General features: G+C 70.7%; 19 protein-coding genes. 13 read left to right on the top strand and 6 right to left on the bottom strand.

Going from position 1 to position 20,523, the window contains the following annotated elements; all coding sequences use genetic code 11:
- Window positions 1–23: 23 nt before the first annotated feature.
- Complete coding sequence (gene frc, locus BLW78_RS04125) at window positions 24–1,301, bottom strand: formyl-CoA transferase (RefSeq protein WP_020092016.1); 1,278 nt, start codon at window positions 1,299–1,301, stop codon at window positions 24–26.
- A 471-nt stretch (window positions 1,302–1,772) separates the two neighbouring features.
- Between frc and BLW78_RS04120 the strand changes: the two genes are divergently transcribed.
- On the top strand, window positions 1,773–2,051 hold the full coding sequence (locus BLW78_RS04120; RefSeq protein WP_012319741.1) for a hypothetical protein: 279 nt from the start codon (window positions 1,773–1,775) through the stop codon (window positions 2,049–2,051).
- Window positions 2,052–2,056: 5 nt separating this feature from the next.
- On the opposite strand, the gene BLW78_RS04115 is transcribed toward BLW78_RS04120, so the two are convergent.
- The gene (locus BLW78_RS04115; protein ID WP_091676891.1) at window positions 2,057–2,749 is read right to left on the bottom strand and encodes a hypothetical protein; all 693 of its coding nucleotides are present in this window, start codon (window positions 2,747–2,749) and stop codon (window positions 2,057–2,059) included.
- Between the two features lie 438 nt (window positions 2,750–3,187).
- Here BLW78_RS04115 and BLW78_RS04110 point away from each other — a divergent pair, with 438 nt between their 5' ends.
- Genes BLW78_RS04110 through BLW78_RS04100 form a run of 3 tightly spaced genes read left to right on the top strand, consistent with a single transcriptional unit; the run spans window position 3,188 to window position 6,581 of the window.
- Entirely contained in the window at window positions 3,188–5,068 is a 1,881-nt protein-coding gene (locus BLW78_RS04110; protein ID WP_091676888.1) for an MHYT domain-containing protein, read from the top strand.
- Entirely contained in the window at window positions 5,068–5,520 is a 453-nt protein-coding gene (locus BLW78_RS04105) for a response regulator (RefSeq protein WP_020092019.1), read from the top strand. Before BLW78_RS04110 ends, BLW78_RS04105 begins: the two co-directional genes overlap by 1 nt.
- Window positions 5,517–6,581: a sensor histidine kinase gene (locus tag BLW78_RS04100; RefSeq protein WP_020092020.1), complete on the top strand. Its 1,065-nt coding sequence runs from the start codon at window positions 5,517–5,519 to the stop codon at window positions 6,579–6,581. Before BLW78_RS04105 ends, BLW78_RS04100 begins: the two co-directional genes overlap by 4 nt.
- Before the next feature lie 10 nt (window positions 6,582–6,591).
- Here the strand turns inward: BLW78_RS04100 and BLW78_RS04095 are convergent, their stop codons facing one another.
- A complete protein-coding gene (locus BLW78_RS04095) occupies window positions 6,592–7,155 on the bottom strand; it encodes a TetR/AcrR family transcriptional regulator (RefSeq protein WP_020092021.1) in 564 nt (187 codons plus the stop codon).
- Between the two features lie 139 nt (window positions 7,156–7,294).
- On the opposite strand from BLW78_RS04095, the gene BLW78_RS04090 reads away from it, so the two are divergent.
- The 4 genes from BLW78_RS04090 to BLW78_RS04075 all read left to right on the top strand — a co-directional run bounded on the left by BLW78_RS04090 (window position 7,295) and on the right by BLW78_RS04075 (window position 12,938).
- A complete protein-coding gene (locus BLW78_RS04090) occupies window positions 7,295–8,356 on the top strand; it encodes an efflux RND transporter periplasmic adaptor subunit (protein ID WP_244526765.1) in 1,062 nt (353 codons plus the stop codon).
- The gene (locus BLW78_RS04085) at window positions 8,353–9,450 is read left to right on the top strand and encodes an efflux RND transporter periplasmic adaptor subunit (RefSeq protein WP_091676883.1); all 1,098 of its coding nucleotides are present in this window, start codon (window positions 8,353–8,355) and stop codon (window positions 9,448–9,450) included. Before BLW78_RS04090 ends, BLW78_RS04085 begins: the two co-directional genes overlap by 4 nt.
- 22 nt (window positions 9,451–9,472) lie before the next feature.
- Complete coding sequence (locus tag BLW78_RS04080; RefSeq protein WP_020092024.1) at window positions 9,473–12,538, top strand: efflux RND transporter permease subunit; 3,066 nt, start codon at window positions 9,473–9,475, stop codon at window positions 12,536–12,538.
- 178 nt (window positions 12,539–12,716) lie between these two features.
- Entirely contained in the window at window positions 12,717–12,938 is a 222-nt protein-coding gene (locus tag BLW78_RS04075) for a hypothetical protein (RefSeq protein WP_012319732.1), read from the top strand.
- Between the two features lie 15 nt (window positions 12,939–12,953).
- On the opposite strand, the gene BLW78_RS04070 is transcribed toward BLW78_RS04075, so the two are convergent.
- Entirely contained in the window at window positions 12,954–13,331 is a 378-nt protein-coding gene (locus BLW78_RS04070) for a 4a-hydroxytetrahydrobiopterin dehydratase (protein ID WP_020092026.1), read from the bottom strand.
- A 184-nt stretch (window positions 13,332–13,515) separates the two neighbouring features.
- On the opposite strand from BLW78_RS04070, the gene BLW78_RS04065 reads away from it, so the two are divergent.
- From BLW78_RS04065 to BLW78_RS04045, 5 genes are all read left to right on the top strand, one after another.
- Window positions 13,516–14,496, top strand: coding sequence for an ABC transporter substrate-binding protein (locus BLW78_RS04065; protein ID WP_091676880.1), 981 nt, complete (start codon window positions 13,516–13,518; stop codon window positions 14,494–14,496).
- 60 nt (window positions 14,497–14,556) lie between these two features.
- Window positions 14,557–15,294, top strand: a complete 738-nt coding sequence (locus tag BLW78_RS04060) for an ABC transporter permease (RefSeq protein WP_056528723.1) — start codon at window positions 14,557–14,559, stop codon at window positions 15,292–15,294.
- The gene (locus BLW78_RS04055; protein ID WP_091676877.1) at window positions 15,275–16,009 is read left to right on the top strand and encodes an ABC transporter ATP-binding protein; all 735 of its coding nucleotides are present in this window, start codon (window positions 15,275–15,277) and stop codon (window positions 16,007–16,009) included. The genes BLW78_RS04060 and BLW78_RS04055 overlap by 20 nt, the downstream gene beginning before the upstream one ends.
- A gap of 574 nt (window positions 16,010–16,583) precedes the next feature.
- On the top strand, window positions 16,584–17,801 hold the full coding sequence (locus BLW78_RS04050) for an MFS transporter (RefSeq protein WP_091676874.1): 1,218 nt from the start codon (window positions 16,584–16,586) through the stop codon (window positions 17,799–17,801).
- Window positions 17,802–17,835: 34 nt separating this feature from the next.
- On the top strand, window positions 17,836–18,723 hold the full coding sequence (locus tag BLW78_RS04045; protein ID WP_091676871.1) for a LysR family transcriptional regulator: 888 nt from the start codon (window positions 17,836–17,838) through the stop codon (window positions 18,721–18,723).
- A gap of 9 nt (window positions 18,724–18,732) precedes the next feature.
- Here BLW78_RS04045 and BLW78_RS04040 read toward each other — a convergent pair whose 3' ends face one another.
- Window positions 18,733–19,065, bottom strand: coding sequence for a sulfite:cytochrome C oxidoreductase subunit b precursor (locus BLW78_RS04040; protein ID WP_091676868.1), 333 nt, complete (start codon window positions 19,063–19,065; stop codon window positions 18,733–18,735).
- An 11-nt stretch (window positions 19,066–19,076) separates the two neighbouring features.
- The gene (locus tag BLW78_RS04035) at window positions 19,077–20,294 is read right to left on the bottom strand and encodes a molybdopterin-dependent oxidoreductase (protein WP_091676865.1); all 1,218 of its coding nucleotides are present in this window, start codon (window positions 20,292–20,294) and stop codon (window positions 19,077–19,079) included.
- Between the last annotated feature and the right edge of the window lie 229 nt (window positions 20,295–20,523).

Genomic DNA, 20,523 nt, shown 5'->3' with positions numbered 1-20,523 from the left:
GCCCCAGGATCGCCGGAGACCGATCACTCCGCCGCGATCTTCTGGACCGCGCCGATCGCGCCGGACTCGGCGATCTCACCGACCTCGGCCTCGGAGTAGCCGAGCACGGAGCGCAGGATCTCGTCGGTGTGCTCACCGAGGAGCGGCGAGCGGGTGACCTCGCTCGGGCTCGCCGACAGCTTGATGGGGTTGCCGACCGTCAAATACTTGCCGCGGGTCGGGTGATCGACCTCCACGATGGTGCCGGTCTTCCGCAGGGACTCGTCCTCGGCGATCTCCTTCATCGACAGGATCGGGCCGCAGGGGATGTCGTACTTATTCAGGGTGTCCATCACCTCGAACTTCGACACCTTCATCGTCCAGGCCTCGATCCGCGTGAAGATCTCGTTGAGATGCGGCAGGCGGGCCTTCGGGGTCGCGTAGTTCGGATCGGTCTTCCAATCCGGCTCACCGATGATGTCGCAGATCGGCTCCCAGACGGCGGCCTGGGTGATGACGTAGATGTAGGAGTTCGGGTCCTGCTCCCAGCCCTTGCAGCGCAGGATCCGGCCCGGCTGGCCGCCACCGGAATCGTTGCCCGCACGCGGGGTCGCCTCGCCGAACGGGATGCCCTCACCGAACTGGCTGTACTCCCTGAGAGGCCCGTGCGCGAGACGCTGCTGGTCGCGCAGCTTGACCCGGCAGAGGTTGAGCACGCCGTCCTGCATGGCACAGTCGACCTTCTGGCCGAGGCCGCTCTGGGTCCGGTGGTAGAGCGCCGTGACGATGCCGAGGGCGAGGTGCAGGCCGGTGCCGGAATCGCCGATCTGCGCGCCCGTCACCATCGGGATTCCGTCGCGGAAGCCCGTCGTCGACGCGGAGCCGCCGGCGCACTGCGCGACGTTCTCGTAGACCTTGCAATCCTCGTAGCGGCCCGGACCGAAGCCCTTCACGGAGGCCAGGATCATCCGCGGGTTGACCTCGTGGATCTTCTCCCAGGTCAGGCCCATGCGGGCGAGGGCGCCGGGCGCGAAATTCTCGACCAGGACGTCGCATTCCTTGATCAGCCGCCAGAGAACCTCTTTGCCCTTCGGGTTCTTCGAGTCGAGCGTGATCGACCGCTTGTTGTGGTTCAGCATCGTGAAATAGAGGCTGTCCACGTCCGGGATGTCCTGAAGCTGCTGACGCGTGGCGTCCCCCGCGCCCGGCCGCTCGACCTTGATGACGTCGGCGCCGAACCAAGCCAGGAGCTGCGTACAGGTCGGGCCGGATTGAACGTGGGTGAAGTCCAGGATGCGGACGCCTTCGAGGGCCTTGGTCATGATCGGTCTCGGAGCTGGAGTCGATTTGGGGATGTCGGAGGGCGGCTCAGGCCGCGCGGGATATCGGTTCGATGCCTGCACGGGCCCGTGTCGCGCGTGCCGCGACTGAGGAGCAGAGGCCTTCCATCCTCGAACGGATCATGTCTGTTCTCCCTCCCACAGCGCGGTCCCGTCGTATCGCGACACCGTCACGCGGACCCGGGGTGACGAGTCCGCCAATTTGTATACCACATGCCATTTGCCGGATGCGAGTGCCTATTGTGGACACCTCCGGCACCGGCCGATGGCCGACCGTAAGCCGGTGCGGGCTCGCGCTCAACACGCTGCACAGCGTGCATGGGGTCCGGGGCGGCGACCCCTTGGCATTCGCCGACAGGCGGTCCATGATTTCGCCAAAATTGCCCCAGCCGCGGGATGAAAAACGCGTCGCGGCCGTGGGTGAAACGATGTAACGCTGCACGAGGAACGCCCATGCTCGCCAGCACCAGCCTGATCAAGTCGTCCTGGATCGCCGTCGACGTCGCCCACGACCGCGCCGAGCGCGTCCTGGTGGTCGAGACCTACATCGCCGTCAGCCCGCTCGAACCGAATTACGACGCCGCGCAGTACGAGCGGGTGCTCGCCTGCGTTCAGAAAGTGCTCAAGACGCACCCGGAGATCGACCGCGCGTCGATCCTGAGCATGCATCGCGGCTCCGGCTGTACGGCTCTGTTCCGCGACACGCCCGCGAAGCAGCCCGCGGCGGCCTGAGGCGTTCAGGCCTCGCCGCCCTCGGTCGGTCGGGACAGGTCCGGCAGCTCGAGGGCGACGCGGGCCGCGTGGAACCACCAGAGCGGGATGTCGCGATTGGCCTTCGCCAGTTCCGACGCCCATCCCTCCTTGGGCATGACATCGGCCCGGTCGGCGAATAGGCGCAGCGCCGCCTCCGCGCGTTCCCGTCGGCACCGCTCCTCGATCGCCCGCCGCTCGGCCTCGGCGCGGGCGTCGGTCTGCTCGATGAGGCGCCGGGTCGCGAGATCGTCGGCGTCGAAGGCGAATTGCTGCCAGAACGCCTCGGCTTCCCGCGCGACATCCCGCTCGCGGCGCAGCGTCGCGAGCGCTTCCTCCGCGGTGTGCCGCGCCGTCTCGGCGGCCTCGGCGCGGGCGACGAGGCGGTTATTCGCTTCAAGCAGCTCCCGCTCGCGCTCGGGCGACATCCGTTGCCGGCGCAGCACCCGCAGCTCCTCCTCGTCGGCATGGCGGGCGGCCATCAGGTCCGCGAGCGGACCGGCCGCCAGGGCGTCGGCGGATCGGCGATAGCGCTCGCGCAGGCCCGGGTGGCGGGCCTCAAGGTCCGTGTCGGTCCAGGCGGCGCGATCCTCCCCGTCCGTCCGCTCGCAATCGTACAGAGCCTGCGCCAGGGCTTCGCGCAGGTCGTCCGGAAATCGTGCCGCGGCGTGTCCGTTCATGAACCTGCATTCGCGTTGAGCGATCGACAGAACCTAGAACGCGCGCGACCGCCGGGAGAGACCGTCGCTGTGTGACGAACGCGTTTTTTTTCGACGTGGCTCGGCCGCGCGGCGGCGGCGATACGCGCCTGTCCACCGAGGCATTCCGGCCGGGATGACAGCGTCCCCGTCATCCAGCCTCTGGCGCGCATCCTGTCTGCCGGTCTCGTCTGACCGGGGTCGCGGAGGATCATCGCTGACCCTGCTTGCCTGAGCCTGTGTGGTGCGCACCGGGATGCCGATCGCGGTGGCCGATCCGTTCTGGTCCCGGCACCGGTCTCGGTGCTCGCCGACGCGGCTCGATGTTCGGGAGCTTCATGCGTCTCGGAATCGCGATAGCGCCGACGGATGAGCCGGGATACATCGCGAGGAGGTTCCTTCACGCGTCGATCGCAGTCGATGGTCCATACTGGCTACAATCCGGCGCTGGTCGCCCTGTCGATCGGCCTCGCGGTCTTCGCGTCCTACACCGCGCTGGACCTGGGCGCGCGGATCCGTGGGCCCGTCTCGGGACCGCGCTGGCCGTGGATCGCCGGCGCCGCCCTCGCCATGGGCGGGGGCATCTGGTCGATGCACTTCATCGGCATGCTGGCCTTCGAGATGTGCCTGCCGGCCGCCTACGATACCGGGCTCACGCTCCTGTCCCTCGCGATCGCCGTCGCGGCGACCGGCGCCGCCTTCCTGTGGGTTGCGCGCGTCGGCGAGGGGACCGGCAGCCTTCTCGTCGCCGGCCCGCTGATGGGCCTGGGCGTTGCCGGCATGCACTACACCGGCATGGCGGCGCTGCGGATCCCCGGCGACCTCGCCTATAGCCCGGCGATCATCGCGCTCTCGGTGGCGATCGCCGTGACCGCTGCGACCGCCGCCCTGTGGCTCTCCTTCCGGCAACACGGCGTCTGGCAGAAGCTCGTCGCGGCCTGCGTGATGGGCCTCGCGGTGGCGGGCATGCACTACACCGGCATGGCGGCGGCGACGATCACCGCCGAGGCGGGCAGCGCACACGCCGCCCACGCGGTGACCGGTGCCGCGGCTCAGCAGAACCTCGCCCTCTACGTCGCCGGTGCCACGTTCCTCATCCTGTTCCTGGCGATGCTCGCCTCGTCGCTGGACCAGCAGCGCGTGCAGCGCGAGCTCCAGGCGAGCGAGGCGCGGTTCCGGGCCGCCGTGCAGGCCGTGCGCGGCGTGCTCTGGACCAACGATGCGACGGGCCGGATGCTCGGCGAGCAGCCGGGCTGGAGCGCGATCACCGGTCAGACGCGGGCGGAGTATCAGGGCTACGGCTGGGCCGACGCGGTCCATCCCGACGACATGGAGGCCTCCGTCAAGACGTGGAACGCGACCGTCCGGGCGCGGCGCACCTACGTCCACGAGCACCGGGTCCGGGTCCGCGACGGGACGTGGCGACACTTCGCGATCCGCGCCATCCCAGTCCTCGACGCGCGCGGCGAGATCCGCGAGTGGGTCGGCGTCCACACGGACATCACCGAGCAGCGTCAGGCCGAAGCCGACCTGCGCGAGTCCAACGAGGAGATCCAGCGCTACGCCTACATCGTCAGCCACGACCTGCGCGCGCCGCTGGTCAACGTGATGGGATTCACGAGCGAGCTGGAGGCGACCCGGACCGAGGTCGCCGCGGCTCTCCGGGATCACCCGGCTGCAGAGCGGCTCGACGCCGATTTCGGCGAGGCGCTCGGCTTCATCAAGGCGGCGGTGAACCGGATGGAGGGGCTGATCGCCGCCATCCTCAAGCTCTCGCGAGAGGGCCGGCGACAATTCTCGCCCGAGGCCCTCGACATGACGAGCGTGCTCCGCGGCGTGGCCGATGCCCAGCGGCATCAGGCGGAGGCGGTCGGGGCCACGGTGACGATCGCCCGCGACCTGCCCGAGATCGTCGCCGACCGGCTCGCGATCGAGCAGGTCTTCGGCAACCTGCTGGACAACGCCGTGAAGTACCTCGACCCGAGCCGGCCCGGACGGATCACCGTCACGGCCAAGGCCGTGGGCGAACGCGGCGTCTGCTTCTCCGTCGCCGACAACGGCCGGGGGATCGCCGCGCGGGACCATGCCCGCGTCTTCGAACTCTTCCGCCGATCGGGCGCCCAGGACCGCCCGGGCGAGGGGATCGGTCTCGCCCACGTGAAGGCGCTGGTGCGCTCGTTCGGTGGCCGGATCGAGATCCGTTCAGAACTCGGTGTGGGCACGACGTTCGACGTGACCTTGCCGCACGGGACAGCTACAGCGGTCCGGATCGACCCCGAACCGGCGCCCATCGCCGCCTAATGAGCGTGGAGCGGCCCGTGCACCCCGTCAGCATCGTGATGATCGAGGATGACGAGGGCCATGCGCGCCTGATCGAGCGCAACATCCGACGCGCCGGCGTCAACAACGACATCGTGCCGTTCCGCAACGGCACTTCGGCGCTGGACTATCTGCTCGGACCGGACGGCTCCGGCGAGGCGAGCGCCCGACGGCACCTGCTGATCCTGCTCGACCTCAACCTGCCGGACATGACCGGCCTCGACATCCTCGAGAAGGTGAAGGCGAACCCGCACACGCGTCGGTCCCCGGTGGTGGTCCTGACCACGACGGACGACAGCCGCGAGATCCAGCGCTGCTACGACCTCGGGGCCAACGTCTACATCACCAAGCCGGTGAGCTACGACGGCTTCGCGAACGCGATCCGCCAGCTCGGGCTGTTCTTCTCGGTCATGCAGGTTCCGCAGAACCCATGACTGCTCGGCGTGCCAGCGGGGACGGCACCGCCGCGGCGGCACGCATCCTCTACATCGACGACGATCCCGGCCTCGGCCGCCTGGTCCGGCGCGCCCTCGAGGCGCGCGGCTACGCGGTCGAGCTCTGTCCCGACGGCGCGGCGGGGCTGGCGCGGCTCGCCCAGGGCGGGATCGACGCCGTCGCCCTCGACCACCACATGCCGGGACAGACGGGCCTGGACCTGCTGCCCGAGATCCGCGCGCTGCCCGAGGCGCCGCCGGTCATCTACGTGACCGGCTCCGAGGACAGCCGCGTCGCCGTGGCGGCCCTGAAGGCCGGAGCGGTGGACTACGTCTGGAAGGACGTCCAGGGTCAGTTCCGCGAGCTGCTCGGCGAGGCCGTCGCCACCGCCCTCCGGCAGGAGAGCCTGCGGCGCGACAAGGAGCGGGCCGAGGCCGAGATGCGCGAGGCGCGCGACCGCGCCGAGCTGCTGCTGCGCGAGGTCAACCACCGCGTGGCCAACTCCCTGGCCCTCGTCGCCGCCCTGGCGCACATGCAGCGCAACGCCGTCACAGACCCGGCCGCCAAGGCGGCGCTCGACGAGATGCAGGCCCGGATCTCGGCGATCGCCGGCATCCACCGCCGCCTCTACACGTCCGACGACGTCGAATCCGTCGAGCTCGACGCCTACCTGCAGAGCCTGGTCGAGGAGTTGCAGGCCGCCATGCGGGCGAGCGGGCGCGACCACGCGATCCGCCTTCGTGCCGCGCCGGTGCGGCTCTCGACCGACAAGGCCGTGTCGGTCGGCGTGGTCGTGACCGAACTCGTGACCAACGCCTACAAGTACGCCTACCCGGTCGGCACGTCGGGCGAGATCCGCGTCGCGGTCGAGCGGGACGCCGCCGACACCGTGCTGCTCGCCGTCGAGGATGACGGTATCGGCTGGACCGGGGAGGGCGAGGTCCGCGGCACCGGTCTCGGGTCGCGCATCGTGCGCGCCATGGCGTCGAACCTGCGCTCGGCCCTGTCGTACGCCCCCCGAAGCGCCGGGACGCGCGCCGTCCTCGCGTTCCAGGCCTGAGCGTCCGGATCTAGCCGCCGGCTCGCCCGGCGATGCGGTCGAGGGCCTCGAGCATCGGCGCCAGGGCGTCCTCGTCGAGTTGCTGGAAGCCCAGCGCCCGGCTCATGAACAGACCGAGGATGGCGAAGTACAGGACGGAGCCCTCGCCCGGGGGAGCGCCCTCGATCCGTCCGAGCTGGTCCAGCTGATCCGCGACGAACGCCTGGAAGTCTTTCTGCGCCTCCGGTGACTCCATCGATGCCAGCAGGAGTGCGCGCGCCGCTTCGTTGTCGTCGCAGTAGTGCCCGCGGATATGCGCCACCATCGCCCTGGGAAGCTGCGACGGGCCGGCCGGTATCTCCCGCGCGCAGGCGTCGATCTCCGCGCGCACGTCCGCGAGCTTGCGGGCGACCAGCGCGCCCACCAGGGCGTCCTTCGACGCGTAATGGTGCAGGACGCCGCCTTTGCTCAGCCCGGCCTCGGCCGCGACCGCGTCGATGGTCAGCCCGCGGACGCCTCCCTTCAGGAGAACGGCCGCGGCCGCCTCCAGGATGATCTCGGGGCGCGCCGCCAGTCGCTGTCGCTTCGCCTGCATCACGGACCTGCACTAAAAACCGTCTGGACGGTATGTAACGGATGGCGTAGGAACGCGCCACGCAATTCGCACGAGTCGCGCCGACACGGTCGATCGCATGAACCGCATCGCCTTCCTTCCATCGGCATCCGCGCTGCTGATGTTAACCGCGCTCGCGTCGATCGGGTGCGCCCAGGCCGCGCCCGAGACGGCGCTCGACTCCGCCGTGGCGCGCGTGCGGGTCGTGCAGGCGCGTCGCACACCGATGGCGCTCGACGTGGTGGTGACCGGCGATGTCCAGGCCCAGGCGCAGGTCAACGTCTCGTTCCGGACGAACGGGAAGGTCGCCGAGCGGCGCGTCGAGGTCGGCGACCACGTCACGGCCAATCAGGTTCTCGCCGTCCTCGAACCCCTGACGCAGCAGGCGAATCTCGACAACGCCAAGGCCGCCCTGGCTTCGGCCGAGGCGCTGCTGACGCAGGCGAAGATGTCGTACGAGCGCCAGAAGCAGCTCCTGGCCGGCGGCTTCACGACCCGCTCGACCTACGACAACGCCGAGCAGGAGCTGCGCACCACGCAGGCGGCGGTCGACTCGGCCAAGGCGGCGCTGGGAACCGCGCAGGAGCAGTTCTCCTATACCGAGCTGCGCGCGGGCGTGTCCGGCGTGGTGACGAGCCGCAGCTTCGAGGTCGGCCAAGTGGTCCAGTCGGGCCAGACCGTGCTGGTCGTCGCGCAGGACGGGCCCCGCGACGCGGTCTTCAACGTCTACGAATCGCTGCTGGCCCAGCCGCCGGCCGGCGACACCGTCGCGGTGGCGCTGCAGTCGGACCCGTCCGTCACCGCGGTCGGGACCGTGCGGGAGATTTCTCCCACCGTGGATGCCGCCAGCGGCACGGTGCGGGTCAAGATCGGCCTTAAGTCGACGCCCGCCGCCATGGGGCTCGGCGCCGTCGTGATCGGCCGCGGGCGCTTCGCGCCGCACGAATCGGTGATCCTGCCCTGGTCGGCGCTCTACCGCTACGACGGGAAGCCCTCGGTGTGGGTCTACGATCCGGACCGGAAGACCGTCTCGGTCCGCGCGGTGGAGATCGATCGCTTCGGCCCCGATATCATCGCGCTGAAGCGCGGCGTCGAGCCGGGCGAGCGCGTGGTCGTCGCCGGCATCCAGTTCCTGCGTCCCGGCCAGACGGTCGCGGCCGCCGAGATCGGAGACCGCCCATGACGGCGCGCGCGTATCTCGTCCTGGGCCTCCTCGCGACGGCACTGGCCGGGTGCAACGGTCACGGCGAGGAGGGGGGCGAGGCCGCGGCGGCCCCGGTCCGTCCGGTGCTGACGCAGGTTGTCGTACCGAGCGACACCGTCACGTTCGGGCCGTTCGCCGGCACGATCGAGCCGCGCTACCAGGCGCAGCTCGGCTTCCAGATCCCCGGGCGCATGGTCGCGCGGGACGTGACGATCGGCGACCTCGTCACCCGCGGCCAGCGCCTCGCGGCCCTCGACACCATCGTGACCCGTTTCGACCTGACCCGCGCCGAGGCCGACCTAGCCGACGCGAAGGCGCAGGCCGAGAACGCCGAGGCCGCGGAGTCGCGGACCCGGCGCCTGATGATTGGCAACGCCGTCTCCCAGGCGACGCTCGATCAGGCTGTCGCCAAGCGCGAGACCGCCCGGGCCCGGGTGGATCAGGCGATGGCGAGCCTCCAGAAGGCCCGCGACCAGATGGGCTACACTGAGCTGAAGGCCGAGTTCGACGGTGTCGTGACCCAGCGCCTCGCCGAGGTCGGCCAAGTGCTCAGCGCCGGCCAGGGCGTCGTGACCGTGGCGCGGCCCGACGTCCGCGAGGCGGTGGTCGACATTCCCGAGGCCCATGTCGGGGCTCTGCCGTCGGACGGCGTGTTCACCGTCGCGCTCCAGAGCGCGCCGGAGCTGACGGCGCGCGGGCGCGTCCGCGAGATCGCGCCCCTCGCCGAGTCGGGGACGCGGTCCAAGCGCATCCGGATCACCCTGGACGATCCCGGCCCGGCCTTCCGGCTCGGCGCGACCATCAACGTGTCGCTCATGCGCAAGGTCGCGCCCACCGCCCTTCTGCCCGCCTCGGCGCTGCTCGAGGACGGTGACCGCCGCTCGGTCTGGGTCGTCTCGCCCGACGGGAAGTCGGTAGCGCGCCGCGACGTCACCGTGGCGGCGCGGGACAACGCCGAGGACGGCCGCGTCGCGGTCGTCGCCGGCCTGAAGGCCGGCGAGCGCGTCGTGGTCGCGGGCGTCCACGTCATCAAGGAAGGCCAGGCCGTGCGCCTGACCGACGGCGCCGTCTGATCCGGCCGCACGGGGTTTTCGCGTGAAGGACTTCAACCTTTCCGACTGGGCGCTCGGGCACCGCTCGTTCGTCTGGTTCCTCATGCTGGTCTCGCTGATCGCGGGCCTGATGGCCTACACCCGCCTCGGCCGTGAGGAGGATCCGCCCTTCACCATCAAGACCATGGTGGTGCAGACCACGTGGCCGGGCGCGACCATCAAGGACACCCTCGATCAGGTCACCGACCGGGTCGAGAAGGAGCTCCAGCAGCTCAACGGCCTCGACTTCGTCCGCAGCTACACGACGCCCGGATCGTCGACAGTCTTCGTCCAGTTCCGCGACACGCTCAAGAAGAACGAGATCCAGCCGGCCTTCTACCAGGTCCGCAAGCGGCTCGGGGACATCAAGGGTCAGTTCCCGGAGGGCGTGCAGGGTCCGTTCTTCAACGACGAGTTCGGCGACGTCTACGGCAATATCTACGCGTTCACGGCCGACGGCCTGACGCACCGGCAGCTGCGCGACTACGTCGAGGGCATCCGCACCGAGGTCCTGCGGGTGCCCAATATCGGCAAGACCCAGCTGATCGGCACGCAGGACGAGACGATCTACCTCGACTTCTCCACCCGGAAGCTCGCCGGCTACGGCATCGATTTCCAGGCCCTGATCAAGGCCCTGCAGGCGCAGAACGCGGTCTCGGCCTCCGGCGTGGTGCAGGCCGGGCCGGAGCGCATCTCGCTGCGGGTCAGCGGCTCCTTCGCCTCCGAGGCCTCGCTCCAGGACTTCAACCTGCGGGTCAATGACCGTTTCTTCCGCCTCGCCGACATCGCCGAGATCAGCCGCGGCTACGAGGATCCGCCCGCACCGCTGTTCCGGGTGGACGGCAAGCCCGCGATCGGCCTCGCCATCGCGATGCGTCCGGGCGCCAACCTGCTGCATTTCGGAGAGGCGCTGAAGGAGCGCATGCGCGCCATCGAGGCCACCCTGCCGCTCGGTGTCGGCGTCCATCTCGTGTCGGACCAGCCCAAGCAGGTCGAGCACGCGGTCGGCGGCTTCACCCAGGCGCTGGTCGAGGCCGTCATCATCGTGCTGGGCGTGAGCTTCGTGAGCCTCGGCGTCCGGGCCGGCCTCGTCGTCTCCGTGTCGATCCCGCTCGTGCTGGCGATCGTCTTCGTCGTCATGCAGATCATGGACGTCACGCTCCAGCGCATCTCCCTCGGCGCGCTGATCATCGCGCTCGGCCTCCTCGTCGACGACGCCATGATCACCGTCGAGATGATGGTGGCCCGCCTGGAGCGGGGCGACACGCTGCGGAAGGCCGCCACCTTCGCGTACACGTCGACGGCGTTCCCGATGCTGACCGGGACGCTCGTGACGGTGGCGGGTTTCCTGCCGATCGGCTTCAACGGCTCCGGCGCCGGCGAGTACACCTACTCGCTGTTCGTTGTGATCGCGGCCTCGCTGCTGGTCTCCTGGGTCGTGGCGGTCCTGTTCGCGCCGCTCGTCGGCGTCACGCTCCTGCCGAAGACCATGAAGCACCACACGGAGAAGGAGGGGATCTTCACGCGCCTGTTCGTCTGGGCGCTGCGGCTCGCCATGCGCTGGCACTGGACGACGGTGGTTGTCTGCCTCGGGTTGATGGCGGCGGCCATCGTCGGGATGGGGCACGTGCAGCAGCAGTTCTTCCCGTCCTCGGACCGGTCCGAGGTGCTGGTGGACCTGACCCTTCCGCAGAACGCCACCATCGCCGAGACCCGGGCGCAGATGGACCGGTTCGAGGCGAACCTGAAGGACGATCCGGACGTGACGAGTTGGTCGTCCTACGTCGGCGAGGGCGCGGTGCGCTTCTACCTCCCGCTCGATCAGCAGCTCGCCAACGCCTTCTTCGGCCAGATCGTCATCGTCACGAAGTCGCTGGAGGTGCGCGACCGCGTGATGGCGCGCCTGCAGACGATCGGCCTGCGCGACTTCGTCGGCACCGACGTGCTGGTGCAGCCCCTGAGCCTCGGGCCGCCCGTGGGTCGGCCGGTGCAGTACCGCCTCAGCGGCCCGAACATGGAGACGGTGCGCCGCCTGTCGCTCGACCTCGCCAACGTGGTGGCGGCCGACAAGCGCCTCGACGTGCCGACCTTCGACTGGAACGAGCCCGGCAAGGTCCTGCGCGTCGAGATCCTCCAGGACAAGGCGCGCCAGCTCGGCGTGACCAGCCAGGACGTCGCCGGCATCCTGAACGGGATCGAGGGCGGGCAGGCGATCACGCAGGTCCGGGACTCGATCTACCTCGTCAACGTCGTCGGCCGCGCCCGCGCCGCCGAGCGGTCGTCGCTGGACACCCTGCAGTCGCTGCAGGTCGGTCTCGCCAACGGCACGGTGGTGCCGGTGCTCGCCTTCGCGCGGATCGGCTACGATCTCGAGCAGCCGATCGTCTGGCGCCGGGACCGCCTCCCGACCGTGACGGTGCGCGCCACGATCCACGACGCGACCCAGCCGGCCACCATCGTGGCCGCCCTGCAGCCCGGTCTCGACGCCTTCATCAAGGCGCTCCCGGAGGGCTACACGGTCCAGACCGGCGGCGCCGTCGAGGAATCCGCCAAGGGCCAGGGCCCGATCGCGGCCGTGGTCCCGGTCATGCTGCTGGCCATGGCGTTCCTGCTGATGATGCAGCTCCAGAGCTTCGGCCGGATGCTCCTCGTCTTCACCGTGGCACCGCTCGGCCTGATCGGCGTGGTGCCGGCGCTGCTCCTGTTCGACAAGCCGATGGGCTTCGTCGCCATCCTGGGCATCCTGGCGCTCATCGGGATCATCATCCGCAACGCGGTGATCCTGGTGAGCCAGATCGAGGAGTTCCGGGCCGAGGGGATGGCGCCCTGGCAGGCGGTCTTCGAGGCGACCCACCACCGCATGCGGCCGATCCTCCTGACCGCCGCCGCGGCGAGCCTGGGCCTGATCCCCATCGCCCGGGAGGTGTTCTGGGGGCCGATGGCCTTCGCGATGATCGGCGGGATCCTGGCGGCGACCTTCCTGACGCTCCTGTTCCTGCCCGCGCTCTACGTCGGCTGCTACCGTATCCGCCCGGAGACGGGCGGCGCGCCGGCGGCCCACGCCGGCTGATCGGCCGGCTCACGCGATCGCGGCGCCCGCGGGCGCTGCGAGAAACGGTCGGCCCGCCCCTCCGCCCCCTCAGGGCGGGCCGACCGTGACGATATTTCACGCGAGCGGGGCCACACCGCCGGAAACCCGGCGGTACTCCCGCGCGTAGGGTGCGACGGAACCGAGGACCGTCTTGCCCATGAACGCCTTCATCGCCGTCGTCCTGGTCTGCGCCAACGGGATCGCCCAGGATTCCTGCACGGACGCCCAGGCGCTCGAAGTCCGCAAGGTCCGGGTCGCCAACGAACTCGGCTGCGCCACCGGCTGGCAGGAGATCATCGCCCGCACCGAGCTGCGCGAAGAGATCGGCAAGACCGCCTACCTGAAGACCGAGTGCCGCCGAGTGAAGGAGCCGCGGTGACGCACGCGGCGACCGCTACTTCTCGTACTTGATGTAGGCGAAGCGCGGATCGGTCGGGGTGCCCTCGAGCCCCTGTCCCTCGAGGCCCGGCTGCCAGGAGACGACCTCCTCGATCTTCCGGGCGAGGGCGAAATCCTTGTCGGTGATGCCCTTGGCCGCGTGGTTCATCAGCCGGACCTCGACCCAGGCGTAGGACGCCGTGATGTCGGGATGGTGCCAGGCCGCCTCGGCCAGGTGCCCGACGGTGTTGATCACCATCAGTGTGCTCTTCCAGCCGGATGTCTTGTAGGTGCGCCGGATCCACCCGTCTTCCAGGCGCCATGCGGGCAGCTCGGCCTTCAGCCGCGCCTCCACGGTCGCGTCGTCCAGTGCGCCCTCGCGTCGCTCGCTCATGATCCATCTCCGATGAAACCGTCGCGGCCGAGGGTGCCGCCGCGGCCGGTTGCGCGCAAGCGTGTTTGCCGCGGTGGACGGAAACCGGTGTGAGCCCTATGACCTTTTGGCAATGGCGTCCGGCTCGATCGGCACTCCAGTCTGCCGCCGCTGAAGACTGCGCAATACGATGGGAGAAGGCGTGATGCTGTCACGGCGCGCGATGCTCGCCGGGGGCCTGCTCGGTGGCCTCGGCCTGCGGGCGGCGCGCGCCGACGTGCCGACGATCCGCCTCGGCAGCCTGCCCTTCGGCACGTCCACCTGGGAGGCGGCGGTGATCAAGGCCCGCGAACTCGACACGGCCAACGGTTTCGAGCTGGACGCGGTCAAGCTCGCCGGCAACGACGCGGCCCGGATCAGCTTCATCGGCGGGCAGGTCGACACGATCATCGGCGACCTGCTCTGGGCTGCCCGCCTCGGCAACGACGGCCAGGCGGTCCGCTTCATCCCGTACTCGACCTCCGAGGGCGGCGTGATGGTGCCGGGCGGCAGCCCGGTGAAGAACCTCAAGGATCTCGCGGGCAAGCGCCTCGGGGTGGCGGGCGGCCCCCTGGACAAGAACTGGCTCCTCCTCCGGGCACAGGCCAAGGACGCGGCCGGCATCGACCTCGAGCAGGCCGCCGAGATCGCCTACGGCGCCCCGCCGCTGATCACGCTGAAGCTGGAGCAGGGCGCCCTCGACGCGGCGTTGACCTACTGGACCTACTGCGCCCGCCTCAAGGCCAAGGGCTATCGGCAGCTGGTCGGGGCCGAGGACATCATGCACGCCCTGGGGGTTCCGGGCGACGTGGCGCTGATCGGCTACCTGTTCCAGGACGCCACCGTGAAGGAGAAGCCCGCGGCCGTGGCGGCCTTCGCCCGGGCCTCGCGGGCCGCCAAGGACATGCTCGCCTCCGACCCGAGCACGTGGGAGATCGTGCGCCCGCTGATGGCGGCGGAGGACGAGGCGACCTTCGAGGCCCTGAAGCACGATTTCCTGGCCGGCATTCCGCGCCGCTCCATCGCGGAGGAGCGCGCCGACGCCGAGAAGCTCTACGCGGTGATGGCGCGGCTCGGCGGCGCCCGCCTCGTCGGAAAGGGCAACGCGCTCCCGCCGGACCTCTACTACACCGGCCGCAATGGTTGAGGCGGCCGCCCGGCGGGCGCGCGTGTCGACCGTCAAGACTATCAGGATCATCGGGACCGCATGGGCGCGCTGACCCGTATCGCGTCCCTGGCCGTGCTGCTCGCCGCCTGGCAGTTCGCCGCGATGGAGGCGGGCTCGCGCCTGCTGCCGGCGCCCCTCGCGGTGCTGCGCTTCATCGTTCAGGAGGCGGAGCGCGGCGACCTCGCGCACAACGTGGGCATGACGCTGCTCCGCGTGGCGATCTCCTTCACCGTGGCGATGGTCCTCGGCGTCCTCCTCGGCGTCGCGCTCGGACGGTCCAAGGCCGCCGACCTCACCCTCGACACGCCGCTGCTCGTCCTCCTGAACACGCCCGCCCTGGTGATCACGGTCCTGGCCTATGTCTGGGTCGGCCTCACCGAGACCGCCGCGATCCTGGCGGTGGTGCTCAACAAGCTGCCGAACGTCGCGGTGATCGTGCGCGAGGGCGCGCGGAATCTCGATCCCGGGCTCGACGAGATGGCCCGCGCCTACCGTCTCGACCGGCGCAGCTGGGCCCGCGACATCCTGATCCCGCAGCTCCAGCCCTACATGGTCACGGCGGCGCGGTCGGGCCTCTCGCTCGCCTGGAAGATCGTGCTGGTCGTGGAGCTGCTCGGGCGCCCGGACGGGGTCGGCTTCGCGATCAACTACTACTTCGTCCAGAGTACCGACGTGGCGGCCATCATCGGCTACAGCCTCGTCTTCATGGCCGTGATGATCGGCATCGACGTCCTCCTCCTCCAGCGGCTCGAGGCCTATGTCCGTCGCTGGCGCTGAGCCCGTCCTCCAGGTCGCGATCGCGTCGAAATGGTACCGGCCCGCCCGGGCCGAGCCGGTCGAGGCCGTCCGGAACCTGACCTTCGGTGTCGGCGCCGGGGAGATCGTCTGCCTGATCGGGCCGTCGGGCGCCGGCAAGACCACCACCCTGCGGATCCTGCTCGGCCTCGACACCGCGTTCGAGGGCCGCGTCTCCGGCGCGGACCGGGCGGGCATCGTGTTCCAGGAGCCGCGGCTGCTGCCCTGGCGCAGCGTCGAGCACAACGTCCGCCTCGGCCTGCCCCGGGCACGGCGCGGGCGCGATCTCGACGACCTGTTCGCGCGGCTCGGCCTGACGGCGTGGCGGACGCGCTACCCGAAGGCCCTGTCGCTGGGCATGCAGCGGCGCGTGGCGCTGGCGCGCGCCCTGGCCGACGGCCCGCGCGTCCTCGTCCTCGACGAACCGTTCGTGTCCCTCGACGACGCCGCCGCCGCGGAGCTGCGCGGCCTCGTGGTGGACACGGTGGACCGGGCCGGCATGAGCGTGCTGATGGTGACGCACAACGTCGCCGAGGCGATCGGGATCGCAGACCGGCTGCTCCTCGTGTCGCGGCGCCCGGCCAGTCTCATCGCCGACGTCCGCCTCGACCGGCCGCGCCGGGAACGCGACCGCGCCTGGGCCGAGGCGACGCGGGCGAACCTCGCCGCGCAGCATCCGGAGATCATCGCGCAGTGACGCGTGTCGCGCCGGCCGTTCGGCCGATGCCATCGGTCCAGATCGGCCACTGCGTTCAGCGCGCCTCCCGAACGGATCGTTGAACCTCCCTCCATCTCAACCTCGGATGATCCCCGGCCAGGCAGGCCATTTCCCCGCGGGATCCGAGCGGCGTAGGGTCGCTTGAAAGAGGTGCGGATCAGCGTCGGCGGGTCGTTCGCGCGGGCGGCCCTCGGCGGTCTCGCGCGCGCGGCGCGGGAGGTGCTGGAACGCGGCACCTTCAGCGACGCGGCGGAGGCCGTGTCGGGCAGCGGGGCGAAAGCCTACAGGGCGGAAGAGCCGCGGCAGGCGCGACCGCTCGGGATCGCTGCCGCACGGTGGGCGATCTTGCGGCGAGCGGGCGCCGTTCGGCTCGGATACGCGAGTCGCGGCGAAGGACCGGGCGGCACGGTTTGTCATCGCGTCGCGATACGGACGGGAACGCCACCGCTATACCGGTGCCCTCGTCGAATCGGCTCAGACCGTGGTCGGCCCCGCGCCGCGACGAACGCCGGTACGGCCGGCCGCGCACCTCTATCGAATCCAGAGCGTCCCGATGTCCCGCACCTCCCCCTCGGCCATCGACCGCGCGCCCGTCGCCGACCGGTCGAGCACCGGCAACGTGGTCAGGCTAGCCGTCGCGCAGGCCCTCGCCGGCGCGAACTCGACCGTCGTGTTCGCGACGGGCGCGGTCGTCGGCAACATGCTCGCGCCCAGCAAGGTCCTGGCCACATTGCCGATCTCGATCTTCGTGGTCGGGATGGCCGCCTGCGCCCTTCCGACCGGCAGCATCGCCAGGCGCCACGGGCGCCGCACCGCCTTCATGGTCGGCACCGGGTGCGGCGTGCTCGTCGGCCTGCTCTCGGCCTGGGCGATCGTCGCGGCCAGTTTCTGGCTGTTCTGCGCGGCGATGTTCCTCGGGGGCGCCTACGCGGCCGTGGTCTTCTCGTTCCGCTTCGCCGCCGCGGACTGCGTTCCGGCCGAGCGCCGCCCACGGGCGCTGTCGGCCGTCATGGCCGGCGGCGTCTTCGGCGGGGTGATCGGGCCGCAGCTCGTCACCCACACCATGAACCTGTGGCCACCCTACCTGTTCGCCGCCACCTTCCTGGCCCAGGCCGCCGTCGCCGCCGCGGCCGCCCTGATCCTGGCGGGCGTTCGCCTGCCGCGGCCGGCCGCCGGGTCAGTCTCGGGCGGGCGACCGCTGGCCGTCATCCTCGCGCAGCCGCGCTTCGTGATCGCGGTGATCTGCGGGGCCGTGTCCTACCTCCTGATGAACTTCGTCATGACGGCCGCCCCGCTGGCCATGCGCCTGTGCGGCCACGCGCAGGAGGATGCCAATCTGGGCCTGCAGTGGCACGTCATCGCCATGTACGGCCCGAGCTTCTTCACCGGGCGGCTGATCACGCGCTTCGGCGCGTCCCGCGTGGTTGCGACCGGCCTCACCTTGACGGGTGCAGCCGCGCTCGTCGGACTCGCGGGCGCGGACGTCGGGCATTTCTGGCTGTCCCTCATCCTCCTCGGCGTCGGATGGAACTTCGGCTTCGTCGGCGCCTCCGCGATGGTGCTGGACTGTCATCGCCCGGAGGAGCGGACGCGGGTGCAGTCGATCAACGACTTCATCGTGTTCGGAATGGTGGCGGTCGGTTCGTTCTCGTCGGGGGGCCTGCTGACGAGCTACGGCTGGGACACGGTTCTCTGGGTGTCCTTCGCGCCCTTGGCGCTGGCCGCGACGGCGCTCGCGCTCACGACAGGGCGCGGCGCGAAGGCGTGGTAGCCTGGATCGTCCCTCGCGGTCGCAGAGCCCGTCGATGACCCTCGATCAGTTGCGCATCTTCGTGGCGGTCGCCGAGCGTCAGCACGTCACCCGCGCGGCCGAGGCCTTGAACATCGTGCAGTCCGCAGTCAGCGCCGCGGTGTCCGGGCTGGAAGAGCGCCACGCGGTGAAGCTGTTCCACCGGGTCGGCCGCGGGATCGAGCTGACCGATGCCGGTCGCATCTTCCTCGAAGAGGCCCGCGCGGTCCTCGCCCGCGCCGAGGCGGCCGAGCGGGTCTTGGCCGACCTGAGCGGCCTGCGGCGGGGAAGCCTGCGCGTTCACGCGAGCCAGACCATCGCCAGCCACTGGCTGCCCCGCCATCTCGTCGCGTTCCGGGCCGCCCATCCGGACATCACGATCCGGCTCGCCGTGGGCAACACCGCGGAGGTGGCGCGGGCGGTCGCCGATGGTTCGGCCGAACTCGGCTTCGTCGAGGGCGAGGTCGAGGATCCGGTCCTGGCGAGCGCGGCGGTCGCGCAGGATCGGCTCGTGCTCGTCGTGCCGGCCGGCCACCCCTTCTCGGCCCGGGAGACCCTGACGGCCGCCGATCTCGCGGGCCACCCGTGGGTGCTGCGCGAGGCGGGTTCCGGAACGCGCTCCGACTTCGAGGCGGCGCTCGCGGTGGCGGGGCTGGCGCTCGCGGATGTGGCGGTGTCGCTCGAGCTGCCCTCCAACGAGGCCGTGCTCGCCGCGATCGAGGCCGGGGCCGGTGCGAGCGTCCTGTCGGAGGCGGTCGTGGCGAGCAAGCTGGCCGCCGGCGCGCTCGTCGCGCCGCCGTTCCCGTTGCCGGCACGGACCTTCCGGATGCTGCGCCATAGGGAGCGGTACAGGAGCCGCGCCGCGGACGCCCTGCTCGGCCTGATCCGAGACGGGGCGCCGTGAGCGGCGCAGTCAGGGCCGCGGCTTCAGCGCGGCGAGATAGTCGATGATGGCCTGCCGGTCGGCGGGATCCACGCTGGCCTTGTAGCTGTGAATCATCTTGTCGACGATCCCGCTCCACTGCGCCTTCGACAGGGCGGGCTGCGTGAGGATCATCCCGGCCGAGTGACAGGCGAGGCAGGTGTTGCTGATCGCCTCGGCGCCCGGTCCCGCCGGGAAGACCTGATCGGACGTGGGCCATTCGACCTGCTGCGACGTGAAGCGCATCGGCTCCGGCGCGGCGGCCGCGGAGACGGGGATCAGGGCGAGCGCGGCCAGGCAGCGCGCTATTGGCGTCAGGGACATGAAACTCCTCCTCAGGCGACCTGGAGCGTCACGGTTTCGACGCCGTTCTGCATGAAGCCCGCGCCGTTCCAGACGGGGTCCATCGGCTGCGCGAGTCCGTTCGTGTTGGTGCAGCGGACCTTGACGGCGCGGGTGCCGGTCGCGAGGGCCGGCAAGCCGACGTCGAAGCGGCGGAAACTGTAGGCGCCCGCGTCGGCCCCGAGCCGCGTCGGCGCCCAAGACGCGCCGCCGTCGGTCGAGATCTCCACAGACCTGACCCCGCAATCGCCCCCGAAGGCGATGCCGCGCACGGCCACCGGCGCGCCGGCCGCGACCCGGGCGCCGTCCTGCAGGTTCGTCACGAAGGCGCGCGGCACCATGCGGTCGATCGGCACCGTCTTGAAGCCGGTCTGGCCGGGCCGGACGTTGGCTCCCGGCACGTCCGGGATGCGGTAGGCCGTCTCCATCCAGTACTGATCGTCGGGCCTGTCCAGAACCTCGATGTCCGACAGCATCTTGACCCAGTAGGTCGAGTACCGGCCCGGAACGACGAGGCGCAGCGGGAAGCCGTTCAGCAGCGGCAACTGCGCGCCATTCATCGCGTAGGCGATCATCACCTCGCCGTCGCGGGCATGGTCAAGGGCGAGGGATTTCCGGAAGTGCGGCGCGTCGCTCACGACCGGCTCGTCGAGGCCGGCGAAGCGCACCTGTACGGCCCCGGCCCTCACGCCCGCGCGGTCGAGCACGTCCTTCAGGCGCACGCCGGTCCAGAGGGCGTTCCCCATCGCGCCGTTGGCCCACTGCGCGCCGGGGACCCGCGGCACGAACAGGCCCCGCGAATTGCCCGAGCACTGGTTGACCGCCGCGATCTCGAATCGCGGCATGCCGGCGAGTGCGTCGAGGGACAGCGACAGGGCCGTCTCGACGTGGCCGCGCACTGTCAGACGGAAGGACGGCACGTCGATCGCGGTCGGGATCTCGGCCCAGTGCCAGCGCACGTAGAAGCGGTCGTTGGGGGTGAACACGCCCTGGTCGAACACCGCGAAGGGTGTCTCCAGCAGTGGCGGCCGGGTGCGCTGCAGGATCATCGCGCCCTTCCCGGGGAAGGCGGTCGTGACCGCGCGCTGGTCGGGACCGCCGGGCAGGGGGAGTCTGACCGTGCCGGCGGCCCAAGCCGGGGCGGCCGCAGCGAGGCCTCCGAGGCCGAGGCCGGCCAGCACGGCACGGCGGGGAAGGGCGGATTGGCTCACGGCAATGTCTCCTCAACGGCGTGGGGTAACTCGATGACCGTTGCTCTGCGGTTTGCAGATCGCGGTTCCGCGGTCCGATCTCTCTCCTGACGCTCCTCGAACCGGGCCCGGGCATCACGCGATGCCGAGAAGGCGGATCAGGTGGAGGCTGACGGCGGTGGGCGCGGCGAGCGAGGGTGCAGGTCCAGGACCCGGCCGACGATCGCGACCTCGACCACCTCGGGCCGAC

Origin of the sequence: Methylobacterium sp. 275MFSha3.1, assembly GCF_900108435.1 — a bacterium.
Lineage (GTDB): Bacteria > Pseudomonadota > Alphaproteobacteria > Rhizobiales > Beijerinckiaceae > Methylobacterium.
This window is presented reverse-complemented; position numbering and strand designations above follow the sequence as displayed.

Excerpts from the sequence above, each read along its gene's own strand:
- frc (WP_020092016.1), bottom strand. The coding sequence starts at position 1,301 with ATGACCAAGGCCCTCGAAGGCGTCCGCATCCTGGACTTCACCCACGTT.
- BLW78_RS04120 (WP_012319741.1), top strand. The coding sequence starts at position 1,773 with ATGCTCGCCAGCACCAGCCTGATCAAGTCGTCCTGGATCGCCGTCGAC.
- BLW78_RS04115 (WP_091676891.1), bottom strand. The coding sequence starts at position 2,749 with ATGAACGGACACGCCGCGGCACGATTTCCGGACGACCTGCGCGAAGCC.
- BLW78_RS04110 (WP_091676888.1), top strand. The coding sequence starts at position 3,188 with ATGGTCCATACTGGCTACAATCCGGCGCTGGTCGCCCTGTCGATCGGC.
- BLW78_RS04105 (WP_020092019.1), top strand. The coding sequence starts at position 5,068 with ATGAGCGTGGAGCGGCCCGTGCACCCCGTCAGCATCGTGATGATCGAG.
- BLW78_RS04100 (WP_020092020.1), top strand. The coding sequence starts at position 5,517 with ATGACTGCTCGGCGTGCCAGCGGGGACGGCACCGCCGCGGCGGCACGC.
- BLW78_RS04095 (WP_020092021.1), bottom strand. The coding sequence starts at position 7,155 with ATGCAGGCGAAGCGACAGCGACTGGCGGCGCGCCCCGAGATCATCCTG.
- BLW78_RS04090 (WP_244526765.1), top strand. The coding sequence starts at position 7,295 with ATGTTAACCGCGCTCGCGTCGATCGGGTGCGCCCAGGCCGCGCCCGAG.
- BLW78_RS04085 (WP_091676883.1), top strand. The coding sequence starts at position 8,353 with ATGACGGCGCGCGCGTATCTCGTCCTGGGCCTCCTCGCGACGGCACTG.
- BLW78_RS04075 (WP_012319732.1), top strand. The coding sequence starts at position 12,717 with ATGAACGCCTTCATCGCCGTCGTCCTGGTCTGCGCCAACGGGATCGCC.
- BLW78_RS04070 (WP_020092026.1), bottom strand. The coding sequence starts at position 13,331 with ATGAGCGAGCGACGCGAGGGCGCACTGGACGACGCGACCGTGGAGGCG.
- BLW78_RS04065 (WP_091676880.1), top strand. The coding sequence starts at position 13,516 with ATGCTGTCACGGCGCGCGATGCTCGCCGGGGGCCTGCTCGGTGGCCTC.
- BLW78_RS04060 (WP_056528723.1), top strand. The coding sequence starts at position 14,557 with ATGGGCGCGCTGACCCGTATCGCGTCCCTGGCCGTGCTGCTCGCCGCC.
- BLW78_RS04055 (WP_091676877.1), top strand. The coding sequence starts at position 15,275 with ATGTCCGTCGCTGGCGCTGAGCCCGTCCTCCAGGTCGCGATCGCGTCG.
- BLW78_RS04050 (WP_091676874.1), top strand. The coding sequence starts at position 16,584 with ATGTCCCGCACCTCCCCCTCGGCCATCGACCGCGCGCCCGTCGCCGAC.
- BLW78_RS04045 (WP_091676871.1), top strand. The coding sequence starts at position 17,836 with ATGACCCTCGATCAGTTGCGCATCTTCGTGGCGGTCGCCGAGCGTCAG.
- BLW78_RS04040 (WP_091676868.1), bottom strand. The coding sequence starts at position 19,065 with ATGTCCCTGACGCCAATAGCGCGCTGCCTGGCCGCGCTCGCCCTGATC.